The sequence below is a fragment of the Tractidigestivibacter sp. genome (assembly GCF_057241865.1).
This window is the reverse complement of sequence record NZ_DBHHPX010000039.1, coordinates 1-23,287: the sequence shown is the minus strand read 5'-3', so window position 1 is coordinate 23,287 and position 23,287 is coordinate 1. Positions and strand designations below refer to the sequence as shown.

The 23,287-nt window shown below is 63.2% G+C and carries 21 protein-coding genes and 2 tRNA genes; 7 read left to right on the top strand and 16 right to left on the bottom strand.

The genetic code is table 11. The features are described from left to right. Positions 1-188: 188 nt before the first annotated feature. From ACO59D_RS11005 to ACO59D_RS10990, 4 genes are all read right to left on the bottom strand, one after another. Positions 189-353, bottom strand: a complete 165-nt coding sequence (locus tag ACO59D_RS11005) for a DUF1232 domain-containing protein (RefSeq protein WP_130811259.1) — start codon at positions 351-353, stop codon at positions 189-191. 397 nt (positions 354-750) lie between these two features. Continuing rightward, positions 751-827 (bottom strand) — tRNA-Pro (locus ACO59D_RS11000). A 15-nt stretch (positions 828-842) separates the two neighbouring features. Next, complete coding sequence (locus ACO59D_RS10995; RefSeq protein ID WP_485127019.1) at positions 843-1,733, bottom strand: 4-(cytidine 5'-diphospho)-2-C-methyl-D-erythritol kinase; 891 nt, start codon at positions 1,731-1,733, stop codon at positions 843-845. A gap of 16 nt (positions 1,734-1,749) precedes the next feature. Beyond that, positions 1,750-2,049: a Veg family protein gene (locus ACO59D_RS10990; RefSeq protein ID WP_130811261.1), complete on the bottom strand. Its 300-nt coding sequence runs from the start codon at positions 2,047-2,049 to the stop codon at positions 1,750-1,752. Positions 2,050-2,252: 203 nt separating this feature from the next. On the opposite strand from ACO59D_RS10990, the gene ACO59D_RS10985 reads away from it, so the two are divergent. Then, positions 2,253-3,329: a M24 family metallopeptidase gene (locus ACO59D_RS10985; RefSeq protein ID WP_485127018.1), complete on the top strand. Its 1,077-nt coding sequence runs from the start codon at positions 2,253-2,255 to the stop codon at positions 3,327-3,329. Positions 3,330-3,846: 517 nt separating this feature from the next. Here the strand turns inward: ACO59D_RS10985 and nagB are convergent. From nagB to ACO59D_RS10945, 8 genes are all read right to left on the bottom strand, one after another. Then, positions 3,847-4,581 carry a glucosamine-6-phosphate deaminase gene (gene nagB / locus ACO59D_RS10980; RefSeq protein WP_485127017.1) on the bottom strand — a complete coding sequence of 245 codons (735 nt, stop codon included), beginning with the start codon at positions 4,579-4,581 and terminating at the stop codon, positions 3,847-3,849. Positions 4,582-4,784: 203 nt separating this feature from the next. After that, complete coding sequence (locus tag ACO59D_RS10975; protein WP_485127016.1) at positions 4,785-6,110, bottom strand: pyrimidine-nucleoside phosphorylase; 1,326 nt, start codon at positions 6,108-6,110, stop codon at positions 4,785-4,787. Next, positions 6,088-6,570, bottom strand: coding sequence for a cytidine deaminase (gene cdd, locus ACO59D_RS10970; protein WP_485127015.1), 483 nt, complete (start codon positions 6,568-6,570; stop codon positions 6,088-6,090). Before cdd ends, ACO59D_RS10975 begins: the two co-directional genes overlap by 23 nt. Before the next feature lie 118 nt (positions 6,571-6,688). Next, the gene (locus ACO59D_RS10965; RefSeq protein ID WP_485127014.1) at positions 6,689-7,609 is read right to left on the bottom strand and encodes an ABC transporter permease; all 921 of its coding nucleotides are present in this window, start codon (positions 7,607-7,609) and stop codon (positions 6,689-6,691) included. After that, complete coding sequence (locus ACO59D_RS10960) at positions 7,602-8,903, bottom strand: ABC transporter permease (RefSeq protein WP_485127013.1); 1,302 nt, start codon at positions 8,901-8,903, stop codon at positions 7,602-7,604. The genes ACO59D_RS10965 and ACO59D_RS10960 overlap by 8 nt, the downstream gene beginning before the upstream one ends. Then, positions 8,900-10,429 (bottom strand): ABC transporter ATP-binding protein, encoded by a 1,530-nt coding sequence (locus tag ACO59D_RS10955; protein ID WP_485127012.1) that lies wholly within the window; start codon positions 10,427-10,429, stop codon positions 8,900-8,902. The genes ACO59D_RS10960 and ACO59D_RS10955 overlap by 4 nt, the downstream gene beginning before the upstream one ends. Before the next feature lie 66 nt (positions 10,430-10,495). Then, entirely contained in the window at positions 10,496-11,605 is a 1,110-nt protein-coding gene (locus tag ACO59D_RS10950; protein ID WP_485127011.1) for a BMP family lipoprotein, read from the bottom strand. 118 nt (positions 11,606-11,723) lie between these two features. Continuing rightward, a complete protein-coding gene (locus tag ACO59D_RS10945; RefSeq protein ID WP_485127010.1) occupies positions 11,724-12,914 on the bottom strand; it encodes a phosphopentomutase in 1,191 nt (396 codons plus the stop codon). A gap of 338 nt (positions 12,915-13,252) precedes the next feature. Here ACO59D_RS10945 and ACO59D_RS10940 point away from each other — a divergent pair, with 338 nt between their 5' ends. Both ACO59D_RS10940 and ACO59D_RS10935 read left to right on the top strand, forming a co-directional pair. After that, positions 13,253-14,359 (top strand): PfkB family carbohydrate kinase, encoded by a 1,107-nt coding sequence (locus ACO59D_RS10940; RefSeq protein ID WP_485127009.1) that lies wholly within the window; start codon positions 13,253-13,255, stop codon positions 14,357-14,359. A 55-nt stretch (positions 14,360-14,414) separates the two neighbouring features. After that, positions 14,415-15,341: a pseudouridine-5'-phosphate glycosidase gene (locus ACO59D_RS10935; protein ID WP_130811270.1), complete on the top strand. Its 927-nt coding sequence runs from the start codon at positions 14,415-14,417 to the stop codon at positions 15,339-15,341. A 52-nt stretch (positions 15,342-15,393) separates the two neighbouring features. Here the strand turns inward: ACO59D_RS10935 and rdgB are convergent, their stop codons facing one another. The 3 genes from rdgB to ACO59D_RS10920 form a co-directional block, all read right to left on the bottom strand. Continuing rightward, positions 15,394-16,017: an RdgB/HAM1 family non-canonical purine NTP pyrophosphatase gene (gene rdgB / locus ACO59D_RS10930; protein ID WP_130811271.1), complete on the bottom strand. Its 624-nt coding sequence runs from the start codon at positions 16,015-16,017 to the stop codon at positions 15,394-15,396. 67 nt (positions 16,018-16,084) lie between these two features. Next, positions 16,085-16,828 (bottom strand): ribonuclease PH, encoded by a 744-nt coding sequence (gene rph, locus ACO59D_RS10925; protein WP_130811272.1) that lies wholly within the window; start codon positions 16,826-16,828, stop codon positions 16,085-16,087. An 86-nt stretch (positions 16,829-16,914) separates the two neighbouring features. Further along, positions 16,915-16,990, bottom strand: a tRNA-Val gene (locus ACO59D_RS10920). A 351-nt stretch (positions 16,991-17,341) separates the two neighbouring features. On the opposite strand from ACO59D_RS10920, the gene ACO59D_RS10915 reads away from it, so the two are divergent. From ACO59D_RS10915 to ACO59D_RS10900, 4 genes are all read left to right on the top strand, one after another. Next, a complete protein-coding gene (locus tag ACO59D_RS10915) occupies positions 17,342-18,880 on the top strand; it encodes a Mur ligase family protein (RefSeq protein ID WP_485127008.1) in 1,539 nt (512 codons plus the stop codon). A 253-nt stretch (positions 18,881-19,133) separates the two neighbouring features. Then, a complete protein-coding gene (locus ACO59D_RS10910) occupies positions 19,134-19,871 on the top strand; it encodes a Crp/Fnr family transcriptional regulator (RefSeq protein WP_165443544.1) in 738 nt (245 codons plus the stop codon). Beyond that, a complete protein-coding gene (locus tag ACO59D_RS10905; RefSeq protein ID WP_485127007.1) occupies positions 19,868-21,382 on the top strand; it encodes a YjjI family glycine radical enzyme in 1,515 nt (504 codons plus the stop codon). Before ACO59D_RS10910 ends, ACO59D_RS10905 begins: the two co-directional genes overlap by 4 nt. A 10-nt stretch (positions 21,383-21,392) precedes the next feature. Further along, entirely contained in the window at positions 21,393-22,232 is an 840-nt protein-coding gene (locus ACO59D_RS10900) for a YjjW family glycine radical enzyme activase (RefSeq protein ID WP_485127006.1), read from the top strand. Between the two features lie 90 nt (positions 22,233-22,322). Here ACO59D_RS10900 and deoC read toward each other — a convergent pair whose 3' ends face one another. After that, a complete protein-coding gene (deoC, locus tag ACO59D_RS10895) occupies positions 22,323-22,964 on the bottom strand; it encodes a deoxyribose-phosphate aldolase (protein ID WP_485127005.1) in 642 nt (213 codons plus the stop codon). Between the last annotated feature and the right edge of the window lie 323 nt (positions 22,965-23,287).

The window sequence follows — 23,287 nt, the reverse complement described above, 5'->3', positions numbered from 1 at the left end:
TGCATCAAAGCATCCGGTATCCGGCTCTCAGATGCAACGACTTGAAGATAGGAGCCCCATGCAGTGCCGGAGGGACTTGGGCCTGGCAGCGTAAGGGGTTTTGGTCCAGGATTCTCACCGCAGCTCCATTGAGCTATTTCTTAGTAAACATCAACACCTCAAGGGCCGCAGGGAGCGCGGGATGGGGGCTAAGACTTGAGCCGCGCCATGGTCGACACAAGGCCCGCAACCGCCACAATCGTATCGTCCAGCTGGCCGACTACGGGAATCACGTCGCTGATGAGGTCCACGGGTAGCATCAGGTAAACGGCGACGACTGCTAGCGTGATGAGATTGGCGGCGTTCATCCTCATGGGACGCTCCTTCTATCCGATAGGTGCTTGGTTGCACGCACGGCAAGGCACCTTCTCCTGTTGGGCTGATTTTATCCTTCTCCATCCCTCTGTGACATCGTCGGATGATTCAGGCTGCAGGACTTTACGATTTCGAGGGGGTGGCCTGGCATGGCAAGGAGGGCGAGACTCACGCAGGAGATGGGCGACCAGCCCATCGGGCTGAAGGCCGACGGCCTTTCCAGCGGCGACATCATTTCGAGCAGGTAGGACTAACCGAAATGGTACGAGGTGCATGGGACATAGACTGGTTCTCGGAATGGGCGTCGTTTGCGCAGGTCGGAAGCAGGGTTTGCGGCAACTCGTGGCCAAACTAAAGCGAAAGGCCAGAGGCGCTAAGCCTCTGGCCTGCGATTTCTGGTCGGGACGACTGGATTTGAACCAGCGACCTCTCGGTCCCGAACCGAGCGCTCTACCAAGCTGAGCCACGTCCCGTAAGCAGACGACACTTTAGCAGAATTGGCCGTCCAAACCAACCGTAAACACGGCCTTCGCCCACCAACCACGCTCATTTTTCGCAGCATGGGCAATGCGCACGGCGGCATCAGCCGATTCGCAGATGGCAAACGAGCAGCTCCCCGAGCCCGTTATCTGTGATGCCACCACCCCTGGCTGCCTAGCGAGCCAGACTGCAGGCTCCTCCATGGCGGGTTTCAGGCGAAGTACCGCCGGGGCGAGGTTGTTGTAGAGGTTCTCGGCAACGCCTAGGACGTCGCTGGCTGCCAGAGCATCGCACAGGGCGTTGGGGCTTTCCGGCACCTCGGGCATGCAGTCGAACTCCTCATAGACCTCGCGCGTGGAGCTGGTGCATCTCTCAGGCATCACGAGCACAAGGGGAACGCCGACAAGATCCGGGAAGGTCTTCTCCAGCGTGTCACCCGCGCCCCTCAGAAGCGAGGGCACGGGATGGAGGAAGAACGCGACATCTGCGCCCACGCGGCGAGCAACGCTAACAACGCACTGGTCAAGAGGGTCTACGTCCCAGCGTGCCGCAAGCATGCGCAGAACGGAACCGGCGTCTGCAGAGGAGCTGCCAAGGCCTCCGCCGCTGGGGATGCGGCGCTCGATGCGAATGGCCACGCGCTCCTTTGCGCCGAGCTTGCGTGAGAGGAGCTCGACCGCCCGCTGGGTGGCGTTGCGCCGCACAGGGTCATCGAGCGCGGGATCGAAAGAGATGCTGGTCTCGGGCGCTGACTCGATAACGATCGTGTTGCAGAGGCCAACCGGCACCATGACCGAGTCGACGCGGTGGTAGCCACGCGCGTCCTTTTCGGCATGGACGCCCAGATGAAGGTTGACCTTGCATGGTACCCGTACGGTCTGTCGACGTGAGCGCGGCATGCAACCTCCGACGGAGCTACTCTTCGGAGGACTCTGCCGCGTATTCGAGCAGGCGCTCACCCGTGTTCATGTCGTAAAGCTCGACGGTGCCGGTGAGCACGTCGACGTACTGGTAGGACTGACGGGCCTTGCGGCCGCGGCGCTCCTCGACCTCAATCACAAAAAGGGACGGGTGCACGTGTACCAGGGTTCCCGCGCGCTCGACGATGCGTGAGCGGCCCATGTTGGCGCGGACTTTCACACGCTGGCCCTCGAGGGTCTTGAACTCGTCACGAATCTGGTCGATGCGGTTAACTGACGGAATGTCGCTCTCCATGAGACTCCCAACAGGGCCATGGCTGGCCCAAGTACCGAATGAACGAAGTGCCATCATACTCCGACAAAACAGCGTTCTCCCATATGGGAAACTGAACAGCATGACAAGACCACGAGTCGTGAGACAGAGACAAGAGAGACAAAGGGACTGTCCCCCTGTCTCACGTGCTACACTTCCGGCGTCAAACGGCTAAGGAGGACGCGATGGATGAGACGAGAAGGGCACGGATCATCGAGAACCTGTGCGACATGGGACTTTCGCAGGCGCTCATCTCAGACCCCATGTCGATCTACTACCTCACGGGATACTACACCGAGCCCTATGAGAGGTTCCTTGCGCTCTACCTCAATGCCAATGGCTCATCGACGCTCTTTGCAAACCGCCTCTTCCCCGACGCCACCGCCGCATGCGGCGACATTCGGACCTTCGATGACACCGACGATCCCATGCCCCTGGTTGTAGGGGTCACAGACCACAATGCTCCCCTCGGCGTTGACAAGAAGCTTGCCGCACGCTGGCTGGTGCCGCTTCAGGAGGCCGGCACAGCATCGGCATTCAAGCTGGGGTCTGCCGCGGTAGATGACGCGCGCTCTGTGAAGACGCCCGAGGAGCAGGAGCTCATGCGCGCTGCATCGCGCACGAACGATAAGGCCATGGAGTGGCTTGTCGCCCAGGTACACGACGGCGTGACCGAGCAGGAGATTGCAGGCGGGCTTCTCGGCGCCTATCGCTCGCTGGGCGCGCAGGACCACTCGTTTGCCCCCATCGTGAGCTTTGGGGCAAACGCCGCCGACCCACACCACTCCCCCGACGGCACCACGCTGGCCAAGGGCGACGTGGTCCTTTTCGACGTGGGATGCAGGCAGGACATGTACTGCTCGGACATGACCCGCTCGTTCTTCTACGGAGAGCCTACGGAGCATCAGCGCGCCGTCTACGAGTGCGTTCGCCGCGCAAACGAGTCTGCCGAGGCCATCGTGCGTCCCGGAGTCACGTTTGCCGAGATAGACAGGGCTGCGCGATCGGTGATTGAGGACGCGGGCTGGGGCCCGTACTTCACACACAGGCTGGGCCACCAGATTGGCCTTGAGGACCACGAGCCGGGCGATGTCTCGTCCACGCATGATGAGCCCGTACGTCCCGGGCAGTGCTTCTCGATCGAGCCAGGCATCTACCTGCCGGATGACGTAGGCGTGCGCATCGAGGACCTTGTCATCGTGACCGAGGACGGATGCGAGGTGCTCAACTCGTATCCCAAGGGACTCACGGTTCTGGCGTAGGGGCACGCCCAGTCCCATCCTCCGCCAAAAAGGGCACAGATTTTCGTTATGGTGGCCAGCGCGACCGCCAACGTCCGGCAATCAGACATCCCCGATGTCAAGATTTCGACGTCATGCGTACGCACAACGAGGATTTTCTGCCGATGCCGCCCTTCAGAAGCCTCAAGCTGGCAGGAAACCGTCATCGTGCGTACGCACCATCGCCATCTGTTGCCATGGCCCTCTCGCCCAACTGGGCGAACGTCGAGACCCTGTCAAATTTCCCCAATCATGCGTACGCACGACGCAACTTGTCGGCCAGTGCAGAAAGCCAAGGAGGATTGCAGGGCGCAGAGAGCAAGCAGCCAGCCAGTCTGCTGGCTTCTTGCCAGCAAGACCCTGAGGGCTGCACCCCAGACCACTGGACCAGCCGACCGTGCCTCAGCCGCAGCGTTTAACCGCAAGGCGAGAAGCAACGACACCGAGAAAAGCAGGGGGCCACCGGCGAACACCACCGGCAGCCCCTAGCCCAGCAAGCCTACGCCTCGGGACAGAGCGCCAGGGACTCCTCGTCCGCAATCACGGTGCAGCTGGTGTGCAGCTGCAGGATGGATGCGGGACACTGCGGCGTAACGGGTCCATAGCACATGTCGTAGACGGCCTGGGCCTTCTCCGGCCCAGACGCCAGGATGAGGATGCTGCGCGCGTACATGATGGTCTGTACGCCCATGGTGTACGCCTGGCGTGGCACGTCGTCGGCGTTGTCGAAGAGGCGGCTGTTTGCCTGAATGGTGCTCTCGGTGAGGTCAACGCAGTGCGTACCCTTGGAGAAGTGGTCATCGGGCTCGTTGAAGCCGATGTGGCCATTGCGGCCAATGCCAAGTAACTGCAGGTCAGGATAGCCGGCCTGGCGCACCATACGGTCGTACTCGCTGCAGGCCTCGTCCGCGTTGGGGTTGGCGCCATCGGGCACAAACGTGCGGGCAAGGTCGATGTTGATCTTGTCGAAGAAGTTCTCGCGCATGAAGTGGTGGTAGCTCTGCGGGTGCTCGTGCGTAAGGCCACGATACTCGTCCAGGTTATAGGTGGTTACCTGCGAGAAGTCGCAGTCACCCCTGCGGTTCCACTCGGCAAGCTGCTCGTAGGTACCAATGGGCGTGGTGCCGGTGGCAAGGCCAAGGACGCTGTTGGGCTTGAGGATCACCTGGGCAGAGATGACGTTTGCCGCCTTGCGACTCATATCGTGGTAGTCCTTGGTACGGATGATTCTCATGAGAGCCCCTTCCTCTTCAGGCGAGTGGCCTCCCGTGGCACCCGCCCCGTGGCATACAAGGCCACGCCTGACGTGTGCGGCCACCAGGGCGAGGTCGCGATTACCTTAAAGAGGGACTCGTCACGTCGAGGCCCCTGCCCGTCCATGGCGACGCGGGGCGCATGCCCCTACGGCATTATTCTATCGCAGGTGCGCCAGCCCCTCTACGAGAACCGCTCGACTCCCTTGCGCGTAACCCGCGCGTAGACGAGGGGCTCCGCGACGGGACGCTCGTCCGAGATCTCGTAGGCGTTGCGGAGAATCGCCTCTCCCTCGTCGAGACGAGCCTCGTCGGCCGCATAGATCGTTGCGAGAAGGTCACCCTCACGCGCCTCGTCACCGGTCTTTCTCGCCAGCACGATGCCTGCGAGCGGATCGATCGAATCTTCCTTTGTGGCGCGCCCGGCCCCAAGTGCCACAGATGCAATGCCAACGCGCTCGGTGTCCATGTGAGAGACCCATCCCTCCCGCTTGGCACGCACCTCTCGACTGCAGGCATCCCGCCCAAAGCAAGCGGTGTCGCGGATGTAGGCAACGTCGCCGCCCTGCGCGGCCACCATCTGCTCGAACTTCTCGAGTGCCCGGCCGTTTGCCATCTGCTCGCGAGCGAGCCCGCGGCACGTGTCCACGTCACCTACGCCCGCAAGCTCAAGCATGTTGGCCGCAAGCTCGATGCAGACGCCAGCAAGATCGGCGGGGCCCTTGCCACGAAGCGTCTCCACAGCCTCAATGACCTCGAGCGCATTGCCCACGTTGTGCCCAAGTGGGCGGTCCATGTCGGTGATGAGCGCAGCCGTGGTACGGCCCACACGCTCACCGATTGTCACCATTTCCTCTGCGAGCCCAATCGCCGCATCGATGGTCTTCATGAAGGCGCCGCTGCCGCAGGTGACGTCAAGAAGGATCTTCTCCGTGCCATCAGCGATCTTCTTGCTCATGATGCTCGACGCAATGAGGGGCATGGAGTCGACTGTCGCCGTCACGTCACGCAGGGCGTAGAGCTTCTTGTCTGCCGGAACGAGGTTGCCCGTCTGGCCCACCACAGCGCAGCCCACCGAGCGCACCACGTCGAGGAAGCGCTCGCGGCCAAGCGCGGTCGTGAAGCCAGGGATGGCCTCGAGCTTGTCCAGCGTGCCCCCGGTGTGGCCAAGGCCACGTCCGCTCATCTTGGCCACGGGCACGCCCAGAGATGCCACGACAGGTGCGATGACCAGGGTCGTCTTGTCTCCCACGCCGCCGGTGGAGTGCTTGTCCACCTTCACGCCGGGGATGCTGGAAAGGTCAACGAACTCGCCGGAGTGCGCCATGTCAAGGGTGAGTCGCGCCGTCTCACGCGGGGTCATGCCCTTGAAGAAGATGGCCATGCACAGAGCTGAGGCCTGGTAGTCGGGGATGTCGCCGGCAACATAGCCCTTGACGAAGAAGTCGATCTCCTCGTCGGTAAGCTCGCGTCCGTCGCGCTTGCCCTCAATGATGTCGTACATGCGCATGGCTAGCCCCTCTCTCTTCCGTCGCGTGCGCTGCGCCCTCGCGTCCCAGGTCCTCCGGGCCAAAGCTCTCGGGGAGAAGCTCGCGCAGGAGGAAGGTGCGCAGGCCCCCATCAGAGCGCGCGAGAACGATTCGAAACGTGGACGGGTCGCAGAACTCACGCATCACCTGACGGCACACGCCGCATGGCGCGCACCACTCCGTGGCATCCTCGCCCTCCGGGCCGCCCGCGATGGCGATGGCCGCAAAGTTGCGCTGCCCCTTAAAGACGGCGCGGAAGAATGCCGTGCGCTCGGCGCAGTTCGACGGCGTATACGCGGCGTTCTCGATATTGAACCCCTGGTAGATGCTGCCATCGGCGCAGAGAAGGGCTGCGCCCACAGAGAAGTGCGAGTACGGCACATAGGCCCTCTCGCGCGCCTCAAGCGCAAGGCGCGCGAGCTTGGTATCAGACACACCCATGACGAGACCTTCCTAGCTGTGAGTCGCTTGAATTCGCTGTTCAGGGATTTTCCGAACGGTTAGACGGCTCTAAACGACGAGACCGACGGGACCTTCCCAGACAAGCCCTCCGGAATCCCTAGCGGCTGCCCTTGACGTAGGGCACGCCATCTGCCTTGGGGGCAACGGAGCGACCCACAAACAGGATGAGCACGATGATGGTCATGGCGTAGGGCAGCATGGCCAGAATCTGGCTGGGCACCGGCACGGCGCCACCGCCCAGCATGATGGAAAGCGCCTGGGTAAAGCCAAAGAGCAGGCACGCAAGGTACGCACCATGCGGCGTCCACTTGCCAAAGATGACGGCGGCAAGCGCGATGAAGCCCTGACCACAAATGGCGGTCTGCGTGTACTGAGAGATGATGGCCAACGTCATGGACGCTCCGCCAAACCCGGCAAGCACGCCAGAGAGGATCACGCAGGCGTAGCGCGTGCGATACACGCTGATGCCCAGCGTCTCGGCGGCCTCGGGGTGCTCGCCCACCGAGCGAATCCGCAGTCCCCACTTGGTGCGATACAGCATGAACCACATGACCACGGCGGCGATGAGGCCGAGAAGAACTGTGACGTCGAGGTTCATGTTCTCAAGCGGCGTCCCCTGGAGGACGGAGGGGTCGATGAGCTTGGGGAGCGTGGTGACGATGGGCGACATGGCAGCGCCGTCGAACATGCGTCTGCAGGCGAAAAGGGCAATGCCAGGGGCGAGCAGGTTGATGGCCACACCCGAGATGGTCTGGTCGGCAGCAAACGTCACCGAGGCAAATGCGTGCAGCAGGGCCGCAAGGCCGCCGGCAATGCCCGCGCACAGAAGGCCAACCCAGGGGTTGCCCGAGACGTAGCTGCCCGCTACGCCCGCGAAGGCACCAACATTCATCATGCCGTCGATGCCGATGTTGGTGACACCCGAGCGCTCTGAGATGACACCGCCAAGCGCGCCAAACACAAGCGGTGTGGAATACATGAGCGTAATGGAGAGCGCAAGTACGATGTTATCAAGCATTGCTGCCCCCCTCCTTTCCGTGGTCATCCGAGCCCATCGAGGGTGCGCCCGCTTCCGGCACAGGCGCGTCGGCACCGTCCGGGCCGGCCCCGGCGCCAGGGGGCTCCGGCACGGCAGCGGCCTCCGCAGCGGCCGCACCGCTGCTAGCGGCAGCGGCAGCCGCGGCCCTCTCGGCCTTCTCGGCGCGCTTGCGCTCCACGTGGTCGACGAGCATGGGGACGATGCCGCCCAGTGCCATGAAGAACACGATGGTGCCTATCATGATGTTGATGATCTCGGAGGGGGCGCCCATGACCTGCTGGACCGTCTGTCCGCCGTAGATGAGGCCTGCGAAGAGCAATGCGGCCGGGATGCAGCCCACGGGTGAGCAGCCCGCGATAAACGCCACGGAGAGGCCGTTGAAGCCGTTGTTCTCGAACGCCGCCAGCGTCGAGATGCCATGAGGCGAGACGCCCGTGATGGTAAGGGCGCCAGCGAGTCCACAGAGAAGGCCCGAGACCAGCATGCAGAGCACGATGTTCTTCTCGACGTCGATGCCGGCAAAGCGGGCGGCATCGCGGTTGAACCCCACGGCGCGCATCTCGTAGCCGACCTTCGTGCGCTTGAGCAGCCAGCCAATGAGGATGGCGGCCACCACAGCAATGATGATGCCCACGTTGGCATCGGTCTTGACCAGCATCTCCTTGAGCCAGGGGATGTTCGAGAGGGCAGCCATGCCCTCCTCAGAGACCTTCCACTGAGGCAAGACCATGGTGAGCGCGGAATCGTTCACGGGATAGCTGCCGGTGGAGTTGGGCTGGTGGAAGGCGTCTAGCGTCACAACGTAGTTGCAGATGTAGAGGTTTATCCAGTTGAACATGATGCTGGTAATGACCTCGTGAATGCCAAACTTGGCCTTGAGCCATCCCACAAGCGCGCCGGAGAGGGCGCCGGCAATGGCTCCAGAGAGCACGACGAGCGGAATCTCCAGCACGGGCGGAAGGTCAAGCGAGACACCCGCGATTGTGGCAGCCACTGTACCCAAAATGTACTGGCCCTCGGCACCGATGTTGAAGAGGCCCACCCTAAACGCAAACGCAACGGCGATGCCGCAGAACAGAAGCGGCGTGGCCTTGATGATTACGTTCGAGACGTACTTGGGCTTGCTGAGCATGCCCGAGAAGAGCGCCGCAAACGAGGCGCCCGGGTCGTAGCCGGCGCTCGCCAGCACGATGGCGGCCACCAGAAAGCCAACCAGGATGGCGATGACGGAAGAGGCTATCGGCTTCCTCAGCGCCTTTGACACGATGCTCACTTTGCCTCGCCCCCTGCCATGAGAAGGCCGACCTTCTCCTCGCTAACCGTGCCTTGCGCAAACGTGCCCGCAATCTGGCCATGGTGGATAACGACGATGGTGTCGGACACGTCCATCACCTCGTCGAGCTCGAGCGAGACGAGAAGGATCGCCGCGCCACGGTCGCGCTCGCGGATGAGCGTCTTGTGCACGAACTCGATGGCACCAACGTCGAGTCCTCGCGTGGGCTGAACGGCGATGAGCAGGTCGGGCTCGCCTGAGACCTCGCGCGCGATGATGGCCTTCTGCTGGTTGCCACCGGAAAGTCCGCCCGCGGGATGGTCTGCGCAGTCTGCCGGGCGGATGTCGAACTCCTTGATGAGCCCCTCGGCAAACGCATGAACCTTATTCGAGTCGAGCGTGGCACTCGTGCCAAACGCATCCTCGTTGTGCCGCTCGAGCACGGAGTTCTCGGCCACGCTAAAGGGAAGCACCAGGCCAAAGCGCTGACGGTCTGCCGGGATGGTAGCGACCTTGTGGTCGAGGACGTTTCTCGGCGTGGTGTTTTGGATCTGGGCGCCCTTTACCTCGATGGTGCCAGACTCCACCTTGACCAAGCCGTCCATTGCCTCGACAAGCTCGTCTTGGCCGTTGCCGTCGATGCCTGCGAGGCCCACGATCTCTCCGGCACGCACCTCGAGGTTGAGCCCGCGCACCTGCTCGATGCCGCGCGTGTCCTTCACGTGCAGGTCAGAGATCTTGAGCACAGGCTCGCCCGGATGCGCCGGCGCCTTGTCCACCTTAAGGTTCACGTGACGGCCGACCATCTTCGAGGCAAGCTCCTCCGTGGATGTCTTGGCAACGTCGACGGTACCCATATAGACGCCACGCCGGATGATCGTGCACGCATCGGCAGAGGCCATGATCTCCTTCAGCTTGTGCGTGATGATGATCACGGTCTTGCCCTTGACGACAAGCCCGCGCATGATCTGGATAAGCTGGTCAATCTCCTGCGGGGTGAGCACGGCCGTGGGCTCGTCCAAGATGAGGGTGTCGGCGCCGCGATAGAGCGCCTTCAGGATCTCGACGCGCTGCTGCATGCCAACGGTAATGTCCTCGATGCGGGCATCAGGGTCGACCTCAAAGCCATACTCGTCGACAATCTTCTCGACTTCCCTCTTGGCCCGCGCCATGTCCAGCACGCCCGCGGCCTTGCAAACCTCGTCACCCAAGACGATGTTCTCGGCAACGGTGAAGTTCTCGATGAGCATGAAGTGCTGGTGCACCATGCCAATGCCGTGTCCAATGGCGTCAAGCGGGCTCCTCACGTCCACGCGCTGGCCTGAGAGGTAGACCTCGCCCTCGTCTGCCTGGTACAGGCCGTACAGCACGTTCATGAGCGTGCTCTTGCCGGCACCGTTCTCGCCTAGGATGGCGTGGACCGTCTGCTTCTTCACGTCCAGGCTCACGTTATCCAGGGCCTTGAACGACCCAAACGTCTTTGTTATCCCATGCATCTGCACGGCGTACTCGGAGCTGACCTCCACGGCTCATCTCCCCTTCTCGATGAGTAGGCAGGGCACCTCCACATGTGGGGCGCCCTGCCGCTGTGGCTACAGCTTGCTGGTGAACGCATCCAGCTCGCTGGAGTTGGCGGGCGGCACAATGTCGCCGCTCTTAATCTTGTCCTCAAGCGCAACGGCGGCCTGGTAGACGGCATCGTCCATGAGGGAGTGGTCCTCAGGGATGCCCACGCAGCCCTCGGTGAGGCCGAGATTCATGTTGGAGCCACCCTTGGTCTCGCCGTTGATGAGCTTCCTCGAGACGTCCGCCACGGCCACATCGACGCGCTTCAGGGCCGAGGTGAGAACGTTGTCCGGAGCCAGGAACGACTGGTCCATGTCGACGCCGATGGCAAACTTGCCGGCGTCCTTGGCGGCCTCGATCACGCCGGTACCTGTGCCACCGGAAGCGTGGAACACCACATCGCAGCCGCTGGAGAACATCTTGGAGGCAATGGACTTGCCCTTGGCAGAATCCGAGAAGCTCTCGGCATACTGGGCCTGGATCTCGACGTTTGTGCCCTGCTCCCTATTGGCGTAGGCAACGCCGCCCTTGTAGCCGTACTCAAACTGGTCGATAATGTCGCTGGAGATGCCACCCACGAAGCCAACCTGTCCGGTCTTGGACGTGCGGGCAGCGATGTAGCCCACGAGGAACGAGGGCTCCTGGGCGCGGAACTGCACGCCGGTAAGGTTGGAGCCGTCGGTGGGGTTGGCGTTGTCGATGATGGCAAACTGCACGTCGGGGTTGGTAGCGGCAGCTTTGCCCACGGCCTCTGCCATGGCAAAGCCAATGCCCCAGACAAGCTCGGAACCGTCGTCGACGGCCTTGTCGAGGTTGGTGGCGTAGTCAGACTCCTGTTTGGACTCGAGGTAGCTCACCTGCCACCCCTCGTCATTCTGAAGCTGCTGGAGGCCCGACCAAGCGAGCTGGTTGAACGACTGGTCGTTCACGCCACCGGTGTCCGTGACCATCTCGATCTTGTGGGCGGCCGACGAGCTGCCACCTGAGCCAGCGCTTGAGGAGTCACTCGACGAGGACGAGCCCGAAGAGGACCCACCGCAACCGATGAGTGCGCCAGAGAGGCCAAGTGCGCACACCCCCGCGGCACCCCTCAGGAACCCACGACGCGTGAAGCTGCTCCCGTATGCCATGTTCATCCCTTCCCTCTCGCCGTCCCCGCAAGGTCGGCGTCCTTTGGCGGCAAAGCCGCCACTCCCTCAAGGGAGGAAGCCCTCCCCCGTACACAAAGTTACGTGCCGAGCAAACAAAGTGCCGCTAGGACTTGAGAATCTGGTCGACGTGCGACGTCCCCGCAGGGAGCGCGGGTGCTCCCAGGTAGTCGAGGACCGTCGCCGAGACGTCCGCGAACGTGGGTCGCGTGCCCAGGTCCACGCCGGCACGCACGCGCGGGCCGCAGACGAGCCAGGGGACATACTCGCGCGAGTGGTCCGTGGAGGGCGTCACGGGATCGCACCCGTGGTCCGCCGTGATCATGAGCAGGTCGTCCTCGCGCAGCCCCGCCACGATGCGCGGGAGCCGCTCGTCGAAGTAGCTGAGCGCGCGGGCGTAGCCGGGTGCATCGTTCCTGTGCCCATAGACCATGTCGAAGTCCACGAGGTTCGTGTAGCACAGGCCCGCGAAGTCGCGGCCCGTGGCCTCGATGGTGCGCTCGATGCCCTCGGGGTTGCCCGAGGTGAAGACGTGGCCGGTCATGCCGCGGTGAGCGAAGATGTCGTAGATCTTGCCGATGGAGAGCACGTCCTGCCCGTCGTCCTTGAGCACGTCGAGCATCGTGCGGCCCGTGGGCTCCAGCGAGAAGTCGTGCCTTCTCGGCGTGCGCTCGTAGTTGGGCCACTCGCCCGTGTAGGGGCGCGCGATGACGCGAGCGACGCCATGCTTTCCCGTGAGAATCCTGCGCGCGATGCGGCAGTACTCGTAGAGCTTCTCGGGGGGCACCAAGTCCTCGTGTGCGGCGACTTGGAAGACGGAGTCGCCCGAGGTGTAGACGATGAGCTTGCCGGTCTCAAGCTGCTCGCGGCCGTAGTCGTGGATGACCTGCGTGCCTGAGTAGGGCTTGTTGCAGAGGACCCCACGGCCCGTCTGGCGCTCGAACTCCTCGATGACCTCGGGCGGGAAGCCGTTGGGGTAGGTGGGAAAGCGCCTGGGCGAGATGACGCCGGCCATCTCCCAGTGGCCCACCGTGGTGTCCTTGCCGGCAGAGGCCTCCTGCAGGCGGGCGAACGTCCCCGTGGGCGCCCCCACCGGCGCGAGGTCCACGTCATAGGGTGACTCCAGCGCTCCCTCGATGTTGAGCAGGCCGAGAGACGCCATGTTGGGAACCTTGAGCTCGCCCGTAGTGGCACAGGCGCACAGGGTGTTACTGCCCTCGTCGCCCCACTCCACAGCGTCGGGCTCGGCCCCGATGCCAAAGCTATCTAGTACCACGAGAAATACGCGACGTCCCATCGGCGACTCCTCCCGCTGAGAATGCCTGGCCTACACCAACCTGGGTTACAGCTGTTCATTAGAAAAACATGATAATGTTGGTTTCTGTTATCTCCGCCCACTTGCCCTCAACTACCAGTCGAACGGCTATGCCGAGACGTTGGACGGCAGTCGCTTACAGTTCTTCAACAATCACTTAGAGTCTTGTGTATCATGCCTTATTGACCGTCAGCTGGCTAGATGCTGCCGTCAACCGCCCATATCGATTTGTTCTCAAATGTGATGAAATATATTTATATTTGATTAGTTTAGTAAGATATTGTTTAATTTGTTTTGGTGTCCCGACGGAAAGGAGTACCATGCTTACAAAGCGGGAACGACAGATACTCGGGTGGATCAGGGCGAACCCATCGATCTCGCAGCGCGAGATCGCGGAGAGGGCGCAGATAACACGCTCCTCGGTTGCCGTCCACATCTCCAATCTCATCAAGAAGGGTGCCATCCTAGGCCGCGAGTACATCATTTCCGACCGTCCCTACGTGGTGGTTATTGGTGGGGCCAACATGGACGTGGCCGGCAAGCCCGATGTCACGCTCATACCGCATGACTCGAACCCCGGCACCGTGCGGATGTCGCCCGGAGGGGCTGGGCGCAACGTGGCCCACAACCTTGCGCTTCTGGGCTGCGACGTTAAGCTCATCTCCGCCTTTGGTGACGACGCCCGAGGGCGCGACCTCGCTGAGAGCTGCCGCCGCGCGGGCATCGACGTGAACGACTCGGTGACGATGCCCGGTGCCACGACCTCCTCGTACGTGTTCATCATGAACGAGCAGGGCGAGATGCAGCTGGCCGTTGCCGACATGAAGATCTTCGACAAGCTGGTGCCCGCAACCCTTGAACGCCGCCTTGACGTGATCGACCGCGCAGCCATCTGCGTTGTGGACACCAACATCCCCAAGGAGAGCCTGAGCTACCTTGCGAAAAAGGTGACGGTGCCCCTCTTCTGCGACCCCGTCTCCACAGCGAAGGCCGTAAAGCTCAAGGGCATTCTCGGCAGGATTGATACGCTCAAGCCCAACCTCCTCGAGGCCGAAGCCCTCTCGGGCGTGCCCATCACCGATGACGACTCGCTGCGGCTTGCCGCAAAAACGCTGCTTCGCACTGGCCTCAAGCGCGTGTTTATCTCCCTAGGCGACGGTGGCATCTACTGCGCCGACCACGAGACCGAGTTCAAGCTTCCTACCATCGCCCACAATGTCGTGAACGCCACGGGTACCGGCGACACGATGATGGCAGCCATCGCCTGGGCGTCTCTTATGGGTGGCGGCCTTGCAGAAGCGGGCGCGGCCGGCCTTGCCGCCGCGGCTGTGTGCGCCGAGTCGCCCGAGACCATCAGTCCGTACCTCACCACGGAGGGTATCCGTCGCCGCATTGATGCTGCAGGGCTTTCCAACGTGGAGAAATAAACCGCGCTAGGTACTTGCATCCAGCACTCGAACCAAGCGCGAGAAAGGAACAGCAGTGAAGGAGCTCAACAAGTATCTCGATGTCTCCTCGGAGGTCAAAAAGGCGCTCGACGAGAACCGCCCCGTCGTGGCCCTCGAGTCCACGATCATCTCGCACGGCATGCCCTACCCCCAGAACGTCCACACCGCCCTTGAGGTCGAGCGCATCATCCGCGAGCACGGGGCAATGCCTGCCACCGTCGCCGTGATTGGCGGTCGTCTGCGCGCGGGCCTCTCCGAGGGGGAGATTGACTACCTGGGCAAGAAGGGCCGCGAGGTGGCCAAGGTGAGCCGCCGCGACCTTCCCGTGATTGTCGAGCGCGGCGAGGACGGCGCCACCACCGTTACCACCACGATGATCATTGCGCATATGGCCGGCATCCAGGTCTTTGCCACCGGCGGCATCGGAGGCGTGCACCGCGGTGCCGCCACCACGATGGACGTCTCCGCCGACCTCGAGGAGCTTGCCCATACGCCCGTGCTGGTTGTCTGCGCCGGTGCCAAGGCCATTCTCGACCTTGGGCTTACCCTTGAGTACCTCGAGACCCACGGCGTGCCCGTGCTTGGCTACCAGACCTCCGAGCTGCCCGCGTTCTACACGCGCCACAGCGGCTTTGGCGTTGACTATGAGGTAGACACCCCCGAGGAGCTTGCAAGGATCTTCCACGCCAAGCGCGAGATGGGCCTTGGGGGAGGCGTGCTCGTGGGCAACCCCATCCCTGAGGAGCACTCGCTCGACAAGGGCGAGATGGACAAGGCCATTGACCAAGCCCTGAGGGAGGCAGACGAGAAGGGCGTCCACGGCAAGGATGTCACGCCGTTCCTTCTCGCCCGCGTGGCCGAGCTCACCGGCGGCGACTCGCTCGACTCCAACATCCACCTCGTGTACAACAACGTCGCACTTGGCGCCGAGGTTGCAAAGAGCCTCTGCACCCTCAAGTAGCTATGAGACAAAGGGAAACTCCCTTTGTCTCATTCCGTTCGTCTCATTTGTCTCATAGTTTGGCGGCGAGGTCCTCCAGCGCGTGGAAGCGGTGGGAGATGGCGTTCTTCTCTTCTGGAAGCAGCTCGGCCATGGCCTTGCCTGGGGTGTCGTTGGGCAAGAACAGCGGGTCGTAGCCAAAGCCGTGGGTGCCGCGGCGCACGTGGCCAACGAAGCCCTCGCAGTTGCCGTCGCCGCGAAGGACCTCCTCGCCCCGCACGAGCACAACCGTCGAGTGGAAGCGCGCCGTGCGCTTCTCGTCCGGTACGCCTGCCATAAGGCGGAGGAGCTTCTCGTTGTTGGCATCGTCGTTGCCGTGCTCGCCCGCCCAGCGCGCCGAAAAGATACCGGGCGCGCCGTCGAGGGCGTCCACGCAGAGGCCGGAGTCATCGGCAACGGTCATGGTAAGGCCGGTCTCCTTTATGGCCGCGCACGCCTTGATGAGCGCGTTCTCGAAGAAGTCCTTGCCGTCCTCGACGGGATCGGGGAAGTCCCCCAGCTCGCCTAGGGCAACAAAGCGCACCTGCGGCATGACCTTGGAGAGGATGGCCTCGATCTCTGTCACCTTGTGAGCGTTGCCGGTAGCCACGACCACGGTGTGCGCCGGGTCAAGCGTTGCGATATCTACTGCTGCCACGATGTGTCCCTTCTCTGCCTACTCGCGAGCGACCCCTGATGGCATCTGCATACGCCCGGTGCGACCCCTACGCGCCAAAGCCCGTGACGTCACGCTGGATCTGGAGGAGCTGGTCGATTCCCGCCTGCCCCAGGTCAAGCAGGCGCCCAAGCTGCTCGCGGTCGAAGGTCGCGCGCTCGCCTGTGCCCTGGACCTCCACAATGCATCCGCTCGAGGAGCCCACGAGGTTCATGTCCACATCTGCGCGGGAGTCCTCCGGGTAGTCGAGGTCGAGCAGCTCGACGCCGCGCACCACGCCCATCGAGATGGCCGCCACCTGTCCCGTGAGGGGGATGCGCTTGATACGACCCTTGGCGTTTGCCGCAGAAAGCGCCTCGTAGAGAGCCACCCACGCACCTGTGATAGAGGCCGTGCGGGTGCCGCCGTCGGCCTGGATAACGTCACAGTCCACGGTCACCGTGAACTCGCCCAGGTGGCGCAGGTCGCACACAGCCCGAAGCGAGCGCCCCACCAGGCGCTCGATCTCCATCGAGCGACCCTTGCGCCCCTTGTACTCGCGCGGGGTACGGCGGCTGGTCGCCGCAGGGAGCATCGCGTACTCGGCAGTAACCCAACCATCTCGGCTGGCGCCGCGCCACTTGGGCACACCCTCCTCGATAGTTGCCGCGCACAGGACGCGCGTGTCGCCAAACTCCGCCAGGCACGACCCGTCCGCGCTTTTCATAATGCTTGGGGTCAGCTTGACCGGGCGCATCTCGTTGACGGCTCGGTCAAAGCTGCGCTCCGGCCGAGCTGCGCCTTCCTGGGACATGGGGCCTCCTGTCTGCCGGCGCGCATCCGCCGACGCTCATGCAACGGGGCCAGCCGGCTCACGCCGACCGGCCCCACGTGTACTCATGGTGGGCGATGACGGATTCGAACCGCCGACCTTGTGCGTGTAAGGCACCTGCGCTAGCCACTGCGCCAATCGCCCTTGCGTAGCGAGTGTACCACGGAACCGGTGGAGAAAAGGACTCTGGCCGAGGCAACGGCTGCTGATGGTCGCGGGTGAGGAGAGATCCGCCTCCGATCGCAGTGCGTCCGGGCCGTGGAGCAGCCTGGCCGAAAGAATCTCGTCGCGATTGGCACGTTTTTACGGTTGGTGGCAGTTTTTCGAGGTCACCCCGAGTACAAACTGGTTCGATTCTTGTTGATTCGCAGGCCAGGGGTTTGCGACTTCAACGATTACATATAAGAAATTTACCCAAAACTGCCACCAACCGTCATTCCGGTGAGCCTGCCCCTCGACCAGAAAAGGAAGACGACGGCTGCTATACTTGGCCCCATGGATACTACACTCTCATCGCTCGCCCGGCTCCTCAACGCCGAGGGGCTGCTGGCCACCACCGCAAATGTCACCACCGAGAAGGGCTCGACGCCCGTCACCGGAGCCGACTGCGATTCTCGCGTCGTTGTCCCCGGCCACGTCTTTGTGTGCAAGGGAGCTGCGTTCAGGCCAACCTACCTCGCCTCTGCGCTCGAAAAGGGCGCCGTGGCCTATCTCTGCGACGAGAACCGCGCCGGCGAGCTTGCAGCCACGGTACCAGGCGTCCCCGCACTTGTCGCCAGCGACCTGCGCCGCGCCATGGCGCTTGTCTCGGCCGAGGCCTTTGGTCACCCCGACCGCGACCTCAAGGTGGTAGGCATCACGGGCACCAAGGGCAAGTCCACGGTGTCCTACATGCTCCGCGCGGTTCTCGACGGAGACGAGCCCTATGCCCACGCAGGCGTCATGGGCTCCATCGAGACCTTCGACGGAATCGAGTGCGAGGAGAGCCACAACACCACGCCGGAGTCACCGGACCTGTGGCGCCACCTGGCAAACGCTCGCAAGGCGGGCCTTGCCTACATGGACATGGAGGTCTCGAGCCAGGCCCTCAAGTACGACCGCGTCCTGGGCCTTGGACTTGATGTGGCATGCTTCCTGAACATTGGCCGCGACCACATCTCCCCCGTGGAGCATCCCAACTTCGAGGACTACTTCCAGAGCAAGCTCCACATCTTTGACCAGGCACGCGCTGCTGTGGTGAACCTTGACTCCGACGAGATTGAGACCATCCTTGACAGTGCGGGTCGCTGCGAGCGCGTGGTAACGTTCTCGGCGAAGGACCACTCGGCCGACGTGTGGGCCACAGACATCCAGACGGGCTACGGCACCGTCTCGTTCACCGCGCACACGCCCAGCTGGGAGGAGACCGTCTCCCTGGGCATGCCCGGCCTCTTCAACGTGGACAACGCACTGGCCACGATAGCCATCTGCGAGGTTTTGGGCATTGGCTACGAGAGAATAGCGGAGCCCCTCTCGCGCGCCCGCGTCCCCGGACGCATGGAGCTTCTCCCCAGCCCCGACGCCAAGGTGGTCGCGCTGGTGGACTACGCACACAACAGGCTTTCCTACCAGCGGTTCTTCCCCTCGGTTAAGGAAGAGTTCGCCGGGTATCGCATCATCGCCGTCTTTGGTGCGCCCGGCGGCAAGGCCTACGAGCGCCGGCGCGAGCTTCCCGAGGAGGCGGCCAAGTACGCCGACTACCTCATCTATACCGAGGAGGACCCAGCAAACGACCCCGTGGAGGAGATCTGCCAGCAGATGGCAGACGCCACGCCTGCGGGGACGGCGTACGAGGTGATTCTCGACCGCAAGGAGGCCATTCACCGCGCTGTTCAGCTTGGCTACGAGGGCGAGGGGCCTGCGATTCTCTGCCTTCTCGCCAAAGGTGACGAGACGCGCCAGCACGAGGGCAACGAGTTTGTCCCCTGCCGGACCGACGGCGACATCTACCAGGAGGCCGTTCGCAACTGGCATGCGGCGCACCCGAAGGCGTAGGGGCGCCCGGCGCCGGGCTGATGCCGAAGCGCGCTTATGCGACGGCCCGTGCCGGATAGCCCTTCTCCGCTGGGATTATTGCGCGCAACAATCCCGCACCCGTGCCCCAGCGCCGCCCACGGCCACCCGCACCCCCGCCCCGGCCGTCCACCGACAAAGTAGACACCGCAATCACGCAACAGGACAAATGTCCTTTTCTCTCCACCCCGCGCCAGCCTAGTATGCTGGCAGCATGCACTGGAGGGAGGCAAAAATGGACACGCTCGGCTACCTGTCCGGCCTGGACGCTCCGGTTAGAGACAGGCTTCTCCCCTGGGCCGGGCGCATCCCCGCAGCCCTTCTCAGCAGGTGCTCCCTTGCCCGTCTGGACAAGGGAGACGAGCTGGTGCACGAACTCGACCGCTTTAGCTACATCTACGTGCTCACGCGTGGCACCATTGCCTCGACAAGCCCCCTCGTGGACGGCGGCACCTACGTAATCGATGAGTTCCGCGCCCCTGTCGTCTTTGGCGAGATGGAGGCCATCGGCGCCAGCCCCTTCTACCACAGCTCCCTCACGGCGACAACGCCCGCCGAGCTTCTCCGCACCTCGAGCAGCGACTATCTCGCGTGGCTCACCGGCGACGCCGAAGCGCTTCTCGCCCGCTCGCGCTGGGTGGTGCAACGCCTCGCAAGCCAGTCAAGCCACGAGCGCTCGCTTCTCACATGGACTGCCGAAAAGCGCGTTGCCCATGTGTTCTGCCAGCTCTACGAGGAAGGCGGACGCGAGCGCCTCGTGGTGCCACTCACGCGCGCACGGCTTGCCGAGCGCATCGGCGTAAGCACCAAGACGGTGAGCCGCTCGGTGGCCTCGCTTGCCGGCGCCGGCATGGCTCGCCTTGAGGGCCGAAAGATCGTAATCGACCGAGAGGCGTTCGCGCTTCTCGAGAAAATGCTCCGCAACGAACTTGGCCAGGGAGTACACACCAGCGAAGGGAGACCGCGCTCATGAAGACCATCGACAACACCCAGGAGTTCTACGACATCTGCACGGCAAGCAACCTTACCTACAAGCAGAAGCTTCTGCACCTGGCACAGGCGGCAGAGAACAGCATCGACCCCATCAAGCGCCCCAAGGAGGCCGACTACTTCTTTGAGCACGGCGGCATCGACTACATGTGCGAGGGCAACGCCCCGTATCGCCCGCGCTACATCTGCCCGGATTACGGCAAGTTCCTGGCGCAGGGCAGCGAGTTTCTCCGCCTAGATGCGCCCAAGACCCTTGATGACGCGCTGTGGGGCCTGGCGATGCTCTACGACAACGTGCCCTCCGTCACCAGTCGGCCGGTCTATGTGGGACAGCTTGACCATATGCTTGACCCCTACCTCGATGGCTACACGGACGAGGAGGTCAGGGCACGATTTCGTCACTTCCTCGACTACATCGACCGCACCGTGGCCAGCGGATACTGCCACGCCAACATTGGCCCCAAGGAGACGCGCGCCGGCCGCCTGCTCATGGAGGTCGAGCAGGAGCTTGCTAACGCAGTCCCCAACTTCACGCTCAAGTACGACCCCGCCATCACACCAGGCGGCTTTGCCCGTCTCGCCGTCAAGACCGCCCTCAGGTGCGCAAACCCCGCCTTTGCCAACGATCGCATCCACCGCAAGACCTACCCCGGCGGCTACACGGTCGTGAGCTGCTACAACGTGCTCCCCATGGGCGGCGGCTCCTACTGCCTTGACCGCCTGCTGTTCCCGCGCCTTGCCGACATGGCCTCGAGCGTGGACGACTTCATGGACAACGTCCTCCCCTCGGCCACAGGCGCGCTGCTCGAGTACATGAACTCCCGCATCAAGTTCCTGGTGGAGGAGTCCAACTTCTTTGAGACGTCGTTCCTTGCCGAGGAGGGGCTCATCAGCCGAGACCGCTTCTGCGCGATGTTTGGCGTGGCCGGCATGAGCGAGGGCGTGGCAAAGCTGCTGAGGCTCGGCGGTAAGCGCGCCTATGGCACCGACGACGAGGCCAACGACCTTGCCGATCACATCATGCGCCAGGTCTACAAGCAGGTCTTGGAATTTCCCGCCGTGTACTCCGAGGTGGCCGGCAACCGCTTCACACTGCACGCGCAGGCCGGCTTTGCCGACATGGAGGGCGTCACGCCAGGCGTGCGCATCAAGGTGGGCGACGAGCCTGAGGTCTTCTACGACCACATCCGCCACAGCGCCCGCATGCACCGCTTCTTCAACGCCGGTGTCTCGGACATCTTCCCCGTGGAGCCCACGGCCGAGTCCAACCCCGACGCCATTCTCGACGTGGTGAAGGGTGCCTTTGCCATCGGCGACAAGTACCTCTCGTTCTACTCGTCCGACAGCGACCTGGTGCGCATTACGGGCTTCTTGGTAAAGCGCTCCGAGATGGAGAAGTTCGCGCGTGGGGAGGCCGTGCTTGCCGATACCTCGCACGACGGCGAGGGCAACTGGCGTGCGAACGACCTCGCCGACCGCAAGGTCCGCCTGTAGGGGCGCAGCGGTGTCCGCGCACGTACCGATAAACAACATCATCCCGTTTTCGCTGGTCGACGGACCGGGGGCGCGTTGCTCGGTGTTTGTGCAGGGGTGCAACATCCACTGCGCGTACTGCCACAACCCCGAGACGCAGCGGCTCTGCGTGGGGTGCGGCATCTGTGTGAAATCATGTCCCGTGGGCGCCCTCAAGATGGCGTGCGGCACCGTCGAGTGGAACCCAGCCACGTGCGTGAGGTGCGACACGTGCATCCACGTGTGCCCCCATCGCTCCTCGCCGCGCATCCTCTACCTGGACGCCCATCAAACCTTTGAGCGCGTGAGCTCCTATGCGCCCTTCATTCGCGGCGTCACCTGCTCGGGCGGCGAGTGCATGCTCTATCCGGAGTTTCTCTCCGAGTTCTTTTCGCTGTGCCGAGGCGCGGGGCTGGGATGCCTTATCGACTCAAACGGCACCGTGGACTTCTCCGAGCACGAGAGCCTCCTCGCACTGTCCGATGGCGTGATGCTGGACCTTAAGTGCTGGGACGATGCGTGGTTCGTCTCGCTTACGGGAAAAGACGGCGTAGCGGTGCGGAAGAACCTCGCGTTCCTTGCCGAGCAGAGCAAACTGGCTGAGCTGCGCGTCATTGTGACCGAGGGGTGGAACGACCCCGAGGATGCCGTCCGTGGGGCGGCAGACGTGCTGCGCGAGAGGACAGCGGCTACGCGGCTGAGACTCATGCGCTTTCGCCGCTTTGGCGTGCGCGGGAAGATGGAGAACGCCCCGTCCCCCTCGGACGAGCGCATGGACGACATAGAGGCGTTGGCGCGGTCTTTGGGTTTTGGGACTGTCGTGGTGAGCTAGCGGGGGCTGACTGCTTGTTTTGGGAGTTCGGTCCGGCACTGGGCGCAGTGCCGGACCGAATGCGTTTTGATGCCGTGGGGGTCGGCGGCGCTACCCCTCGACGATCTTGATGCCGGCGCTGCAGCCCAGACGGTCCGCCCCGGCCTCGACCATGGCGAGCGCCCCGTCCTTGGTGTGGATGCCGCCTGCCGCCTTGACCTTGCAGCGGGTACCCACGGTCCTGCGCATGAGCGCCACGTCATGAACCGTTGCGCCGCCGGTAGAGAAGCCAGTGCTGGTCTTCACGAAGGCGGCACCCGCTGCGACGGCGTCCTCGCAGGCACGCACGATCTGCTTGTCATCGAGCAGGCAGCACTCCAGAATCACCTTCACGGGATGTCCGGCAGCGGCCTTCACAACGGCAGCGATATCGTCCTTCACGTAGGCGTCGTCTCCCGCGATGAGGTGGCCGACGTTTACCACCATGTCCACTTCGGTGGTGCCATCCTCGACAGCCTGTGCAGTCTCAGCGGCCTTGGCCTGCGTGGAGCATGCGCCCAAGGGGAACCCTATGCAGGCAGTGATGCCCACGCCTGTGCTCGCCAAGCGCTTGGCCGCAAGCGCGGTCCAGCAGGAGTTGATTGCCACGGTGGCAAAGTGATGAGCGACCGCTTCGTCGCACAGGCGCTCGATGTCTGCCTGCGTCGCGTTCTGCTTGAGGTTGGTGTGGTCAATGTAGCCGTTGAGTTCCATGATGCATCCTCGATCTCCACGATGTCGCAGTATTGCCCTCCCCCACCTTGGCACAAGGATCGCCCAGACGCAAGAACGGGCCCGCTCCGGCATGGCGCGCCGTGCCTGCGGGCGACAGCGCTCCGGATACCCGCGCCAGTTCGGCGGGACATGGGGCGCGATGACGGATGATGCCCGCTCCGCGCTCGCAGAGCGGTTCATGGCTGCTTGGCTGTGTTTAGTCAAGCCTGACTTTCGGAAAGGGGGTGGTACCGGAAATCCGTACCAGACGATGACGTTTGGAGGATGGCGCGTGCTCCCTTGAACAGAGGACAAGGGCGGTC

Excerpts from the sequence above, each read along its gene's own strand:
- ACO59D_RS11005 (WP_130811259.1), bottom strand. The coding sequence starts at position 353 with ATGAGGATGAACGCCGCCAATCTCATCACGCTAGCAGTCGTCGCCGTT.
- ACO59D_RS10995 (WP_485127019.1), bottom strand. The coding sequence starts at position 1,733 with ATGCCGCGCTCACGTCGACAGACCGTACGGGTACCATGCAAGGTCAAC.
- ACO59D_RS10990 (WP_130811261.1), bottom strand. The coding sequence starts at position 2,049 with ATGGAGAGCGACATTCCGTCAGTTAACCGCATCGACCAGATTCGTGAC.
- ACO59D_RS10985 (WP_485127018.1), top strand. The coding sequence starts at position 2,253 with ATGGATGAGACGAGAAGGGCACGGATCATCGAGAACCTGTGCGACATG.
- nagB (WP_485127017.1), bottom strand. The coding sequence starts at position 4,581 with ATGAGAATCATCCGTACCAAGGACTACCACGATATGAGTCGCAAGGCG.
- ACO59D_RS10975 (WP_485127016.1), bottom strand. The coding sequence starts at position 6,110 with ATGCGCATGTACGACATCATTGAGGGCAAGCGCGACGGACGCGAGCTT.
- cdd (WP_485127015.1), bottom strand. The coding sequence starts at position 6,570 with ATGGGTGTGTCTGATACCAAGCTCGCGCGCCTTGCGCTTGAGGCGCGC.
- ACO59D_RS10965 (WP_485127014.1), bottom strand. The coding sequence starts at position 7,609 with ATGCTTGATAACATCGTACTTGCGCTCTCCATTACGCTCATGTATTCC.
- ACO59D_RS10950 (WP_485127011.1), bottom strand. The coding sequence starts at position 11,605 with ATGAACATGGCATACGGGAGCAGCTTCACGCGTCGTGGGTTCCTGAGG.
- ACO59D_RS10945 (WP_485127010.1), bottom strand. The coding sequence starts at position 12,914 with ATGGGACGTCGCGTATTTCTCGTGGTACTAGATAGCTTTGGCATCGGG.
- ACO59D_RS10940 (WP_485127009.1), top strand. The coding sequence starts at position 13,253 with ATGCTTACAAAGCGGGAACGACAGATACTCGGGTGGATCAGGGCGAAC.
- rph (WP_130811272.1), bottom strand. The coding sequence starts at position 16,828 with ATGTCCCAGGAAGGCGCAGCTCGGCCGGAGCGCAGCTTTGACCGAGCC.
- ACO59D_RS10915 (WP_485127008.1), top strand. The coding sequence starts at position 17,342 with ATGGATACTACACTCTCATCGCTCGCCCGGCTCCTCAACGCCGAGGGG.
- ACO59D_RS10910 (WP_165443544.1), top strand. The coding sequence starts at position 19,134 with ATGGACACGCTCGGCTACCTGTCCGGCCTGGACGCTCCGGTTAGAGAC.
- ACO59D_RS10905 (WP_485127007.1), top strand. The coding sequence starts at position 19,868 with ATGAAGACCATCGACAACACCCAGGAGTTCTACGACATCTGCACGGCA.
- deoC (WP_485127005.1), bottom strand. The coding sequence starts at position 22,964 with ATGGAACTCAACGGCTACATTGACCACACCAACCTCAAGCAGAACGCG.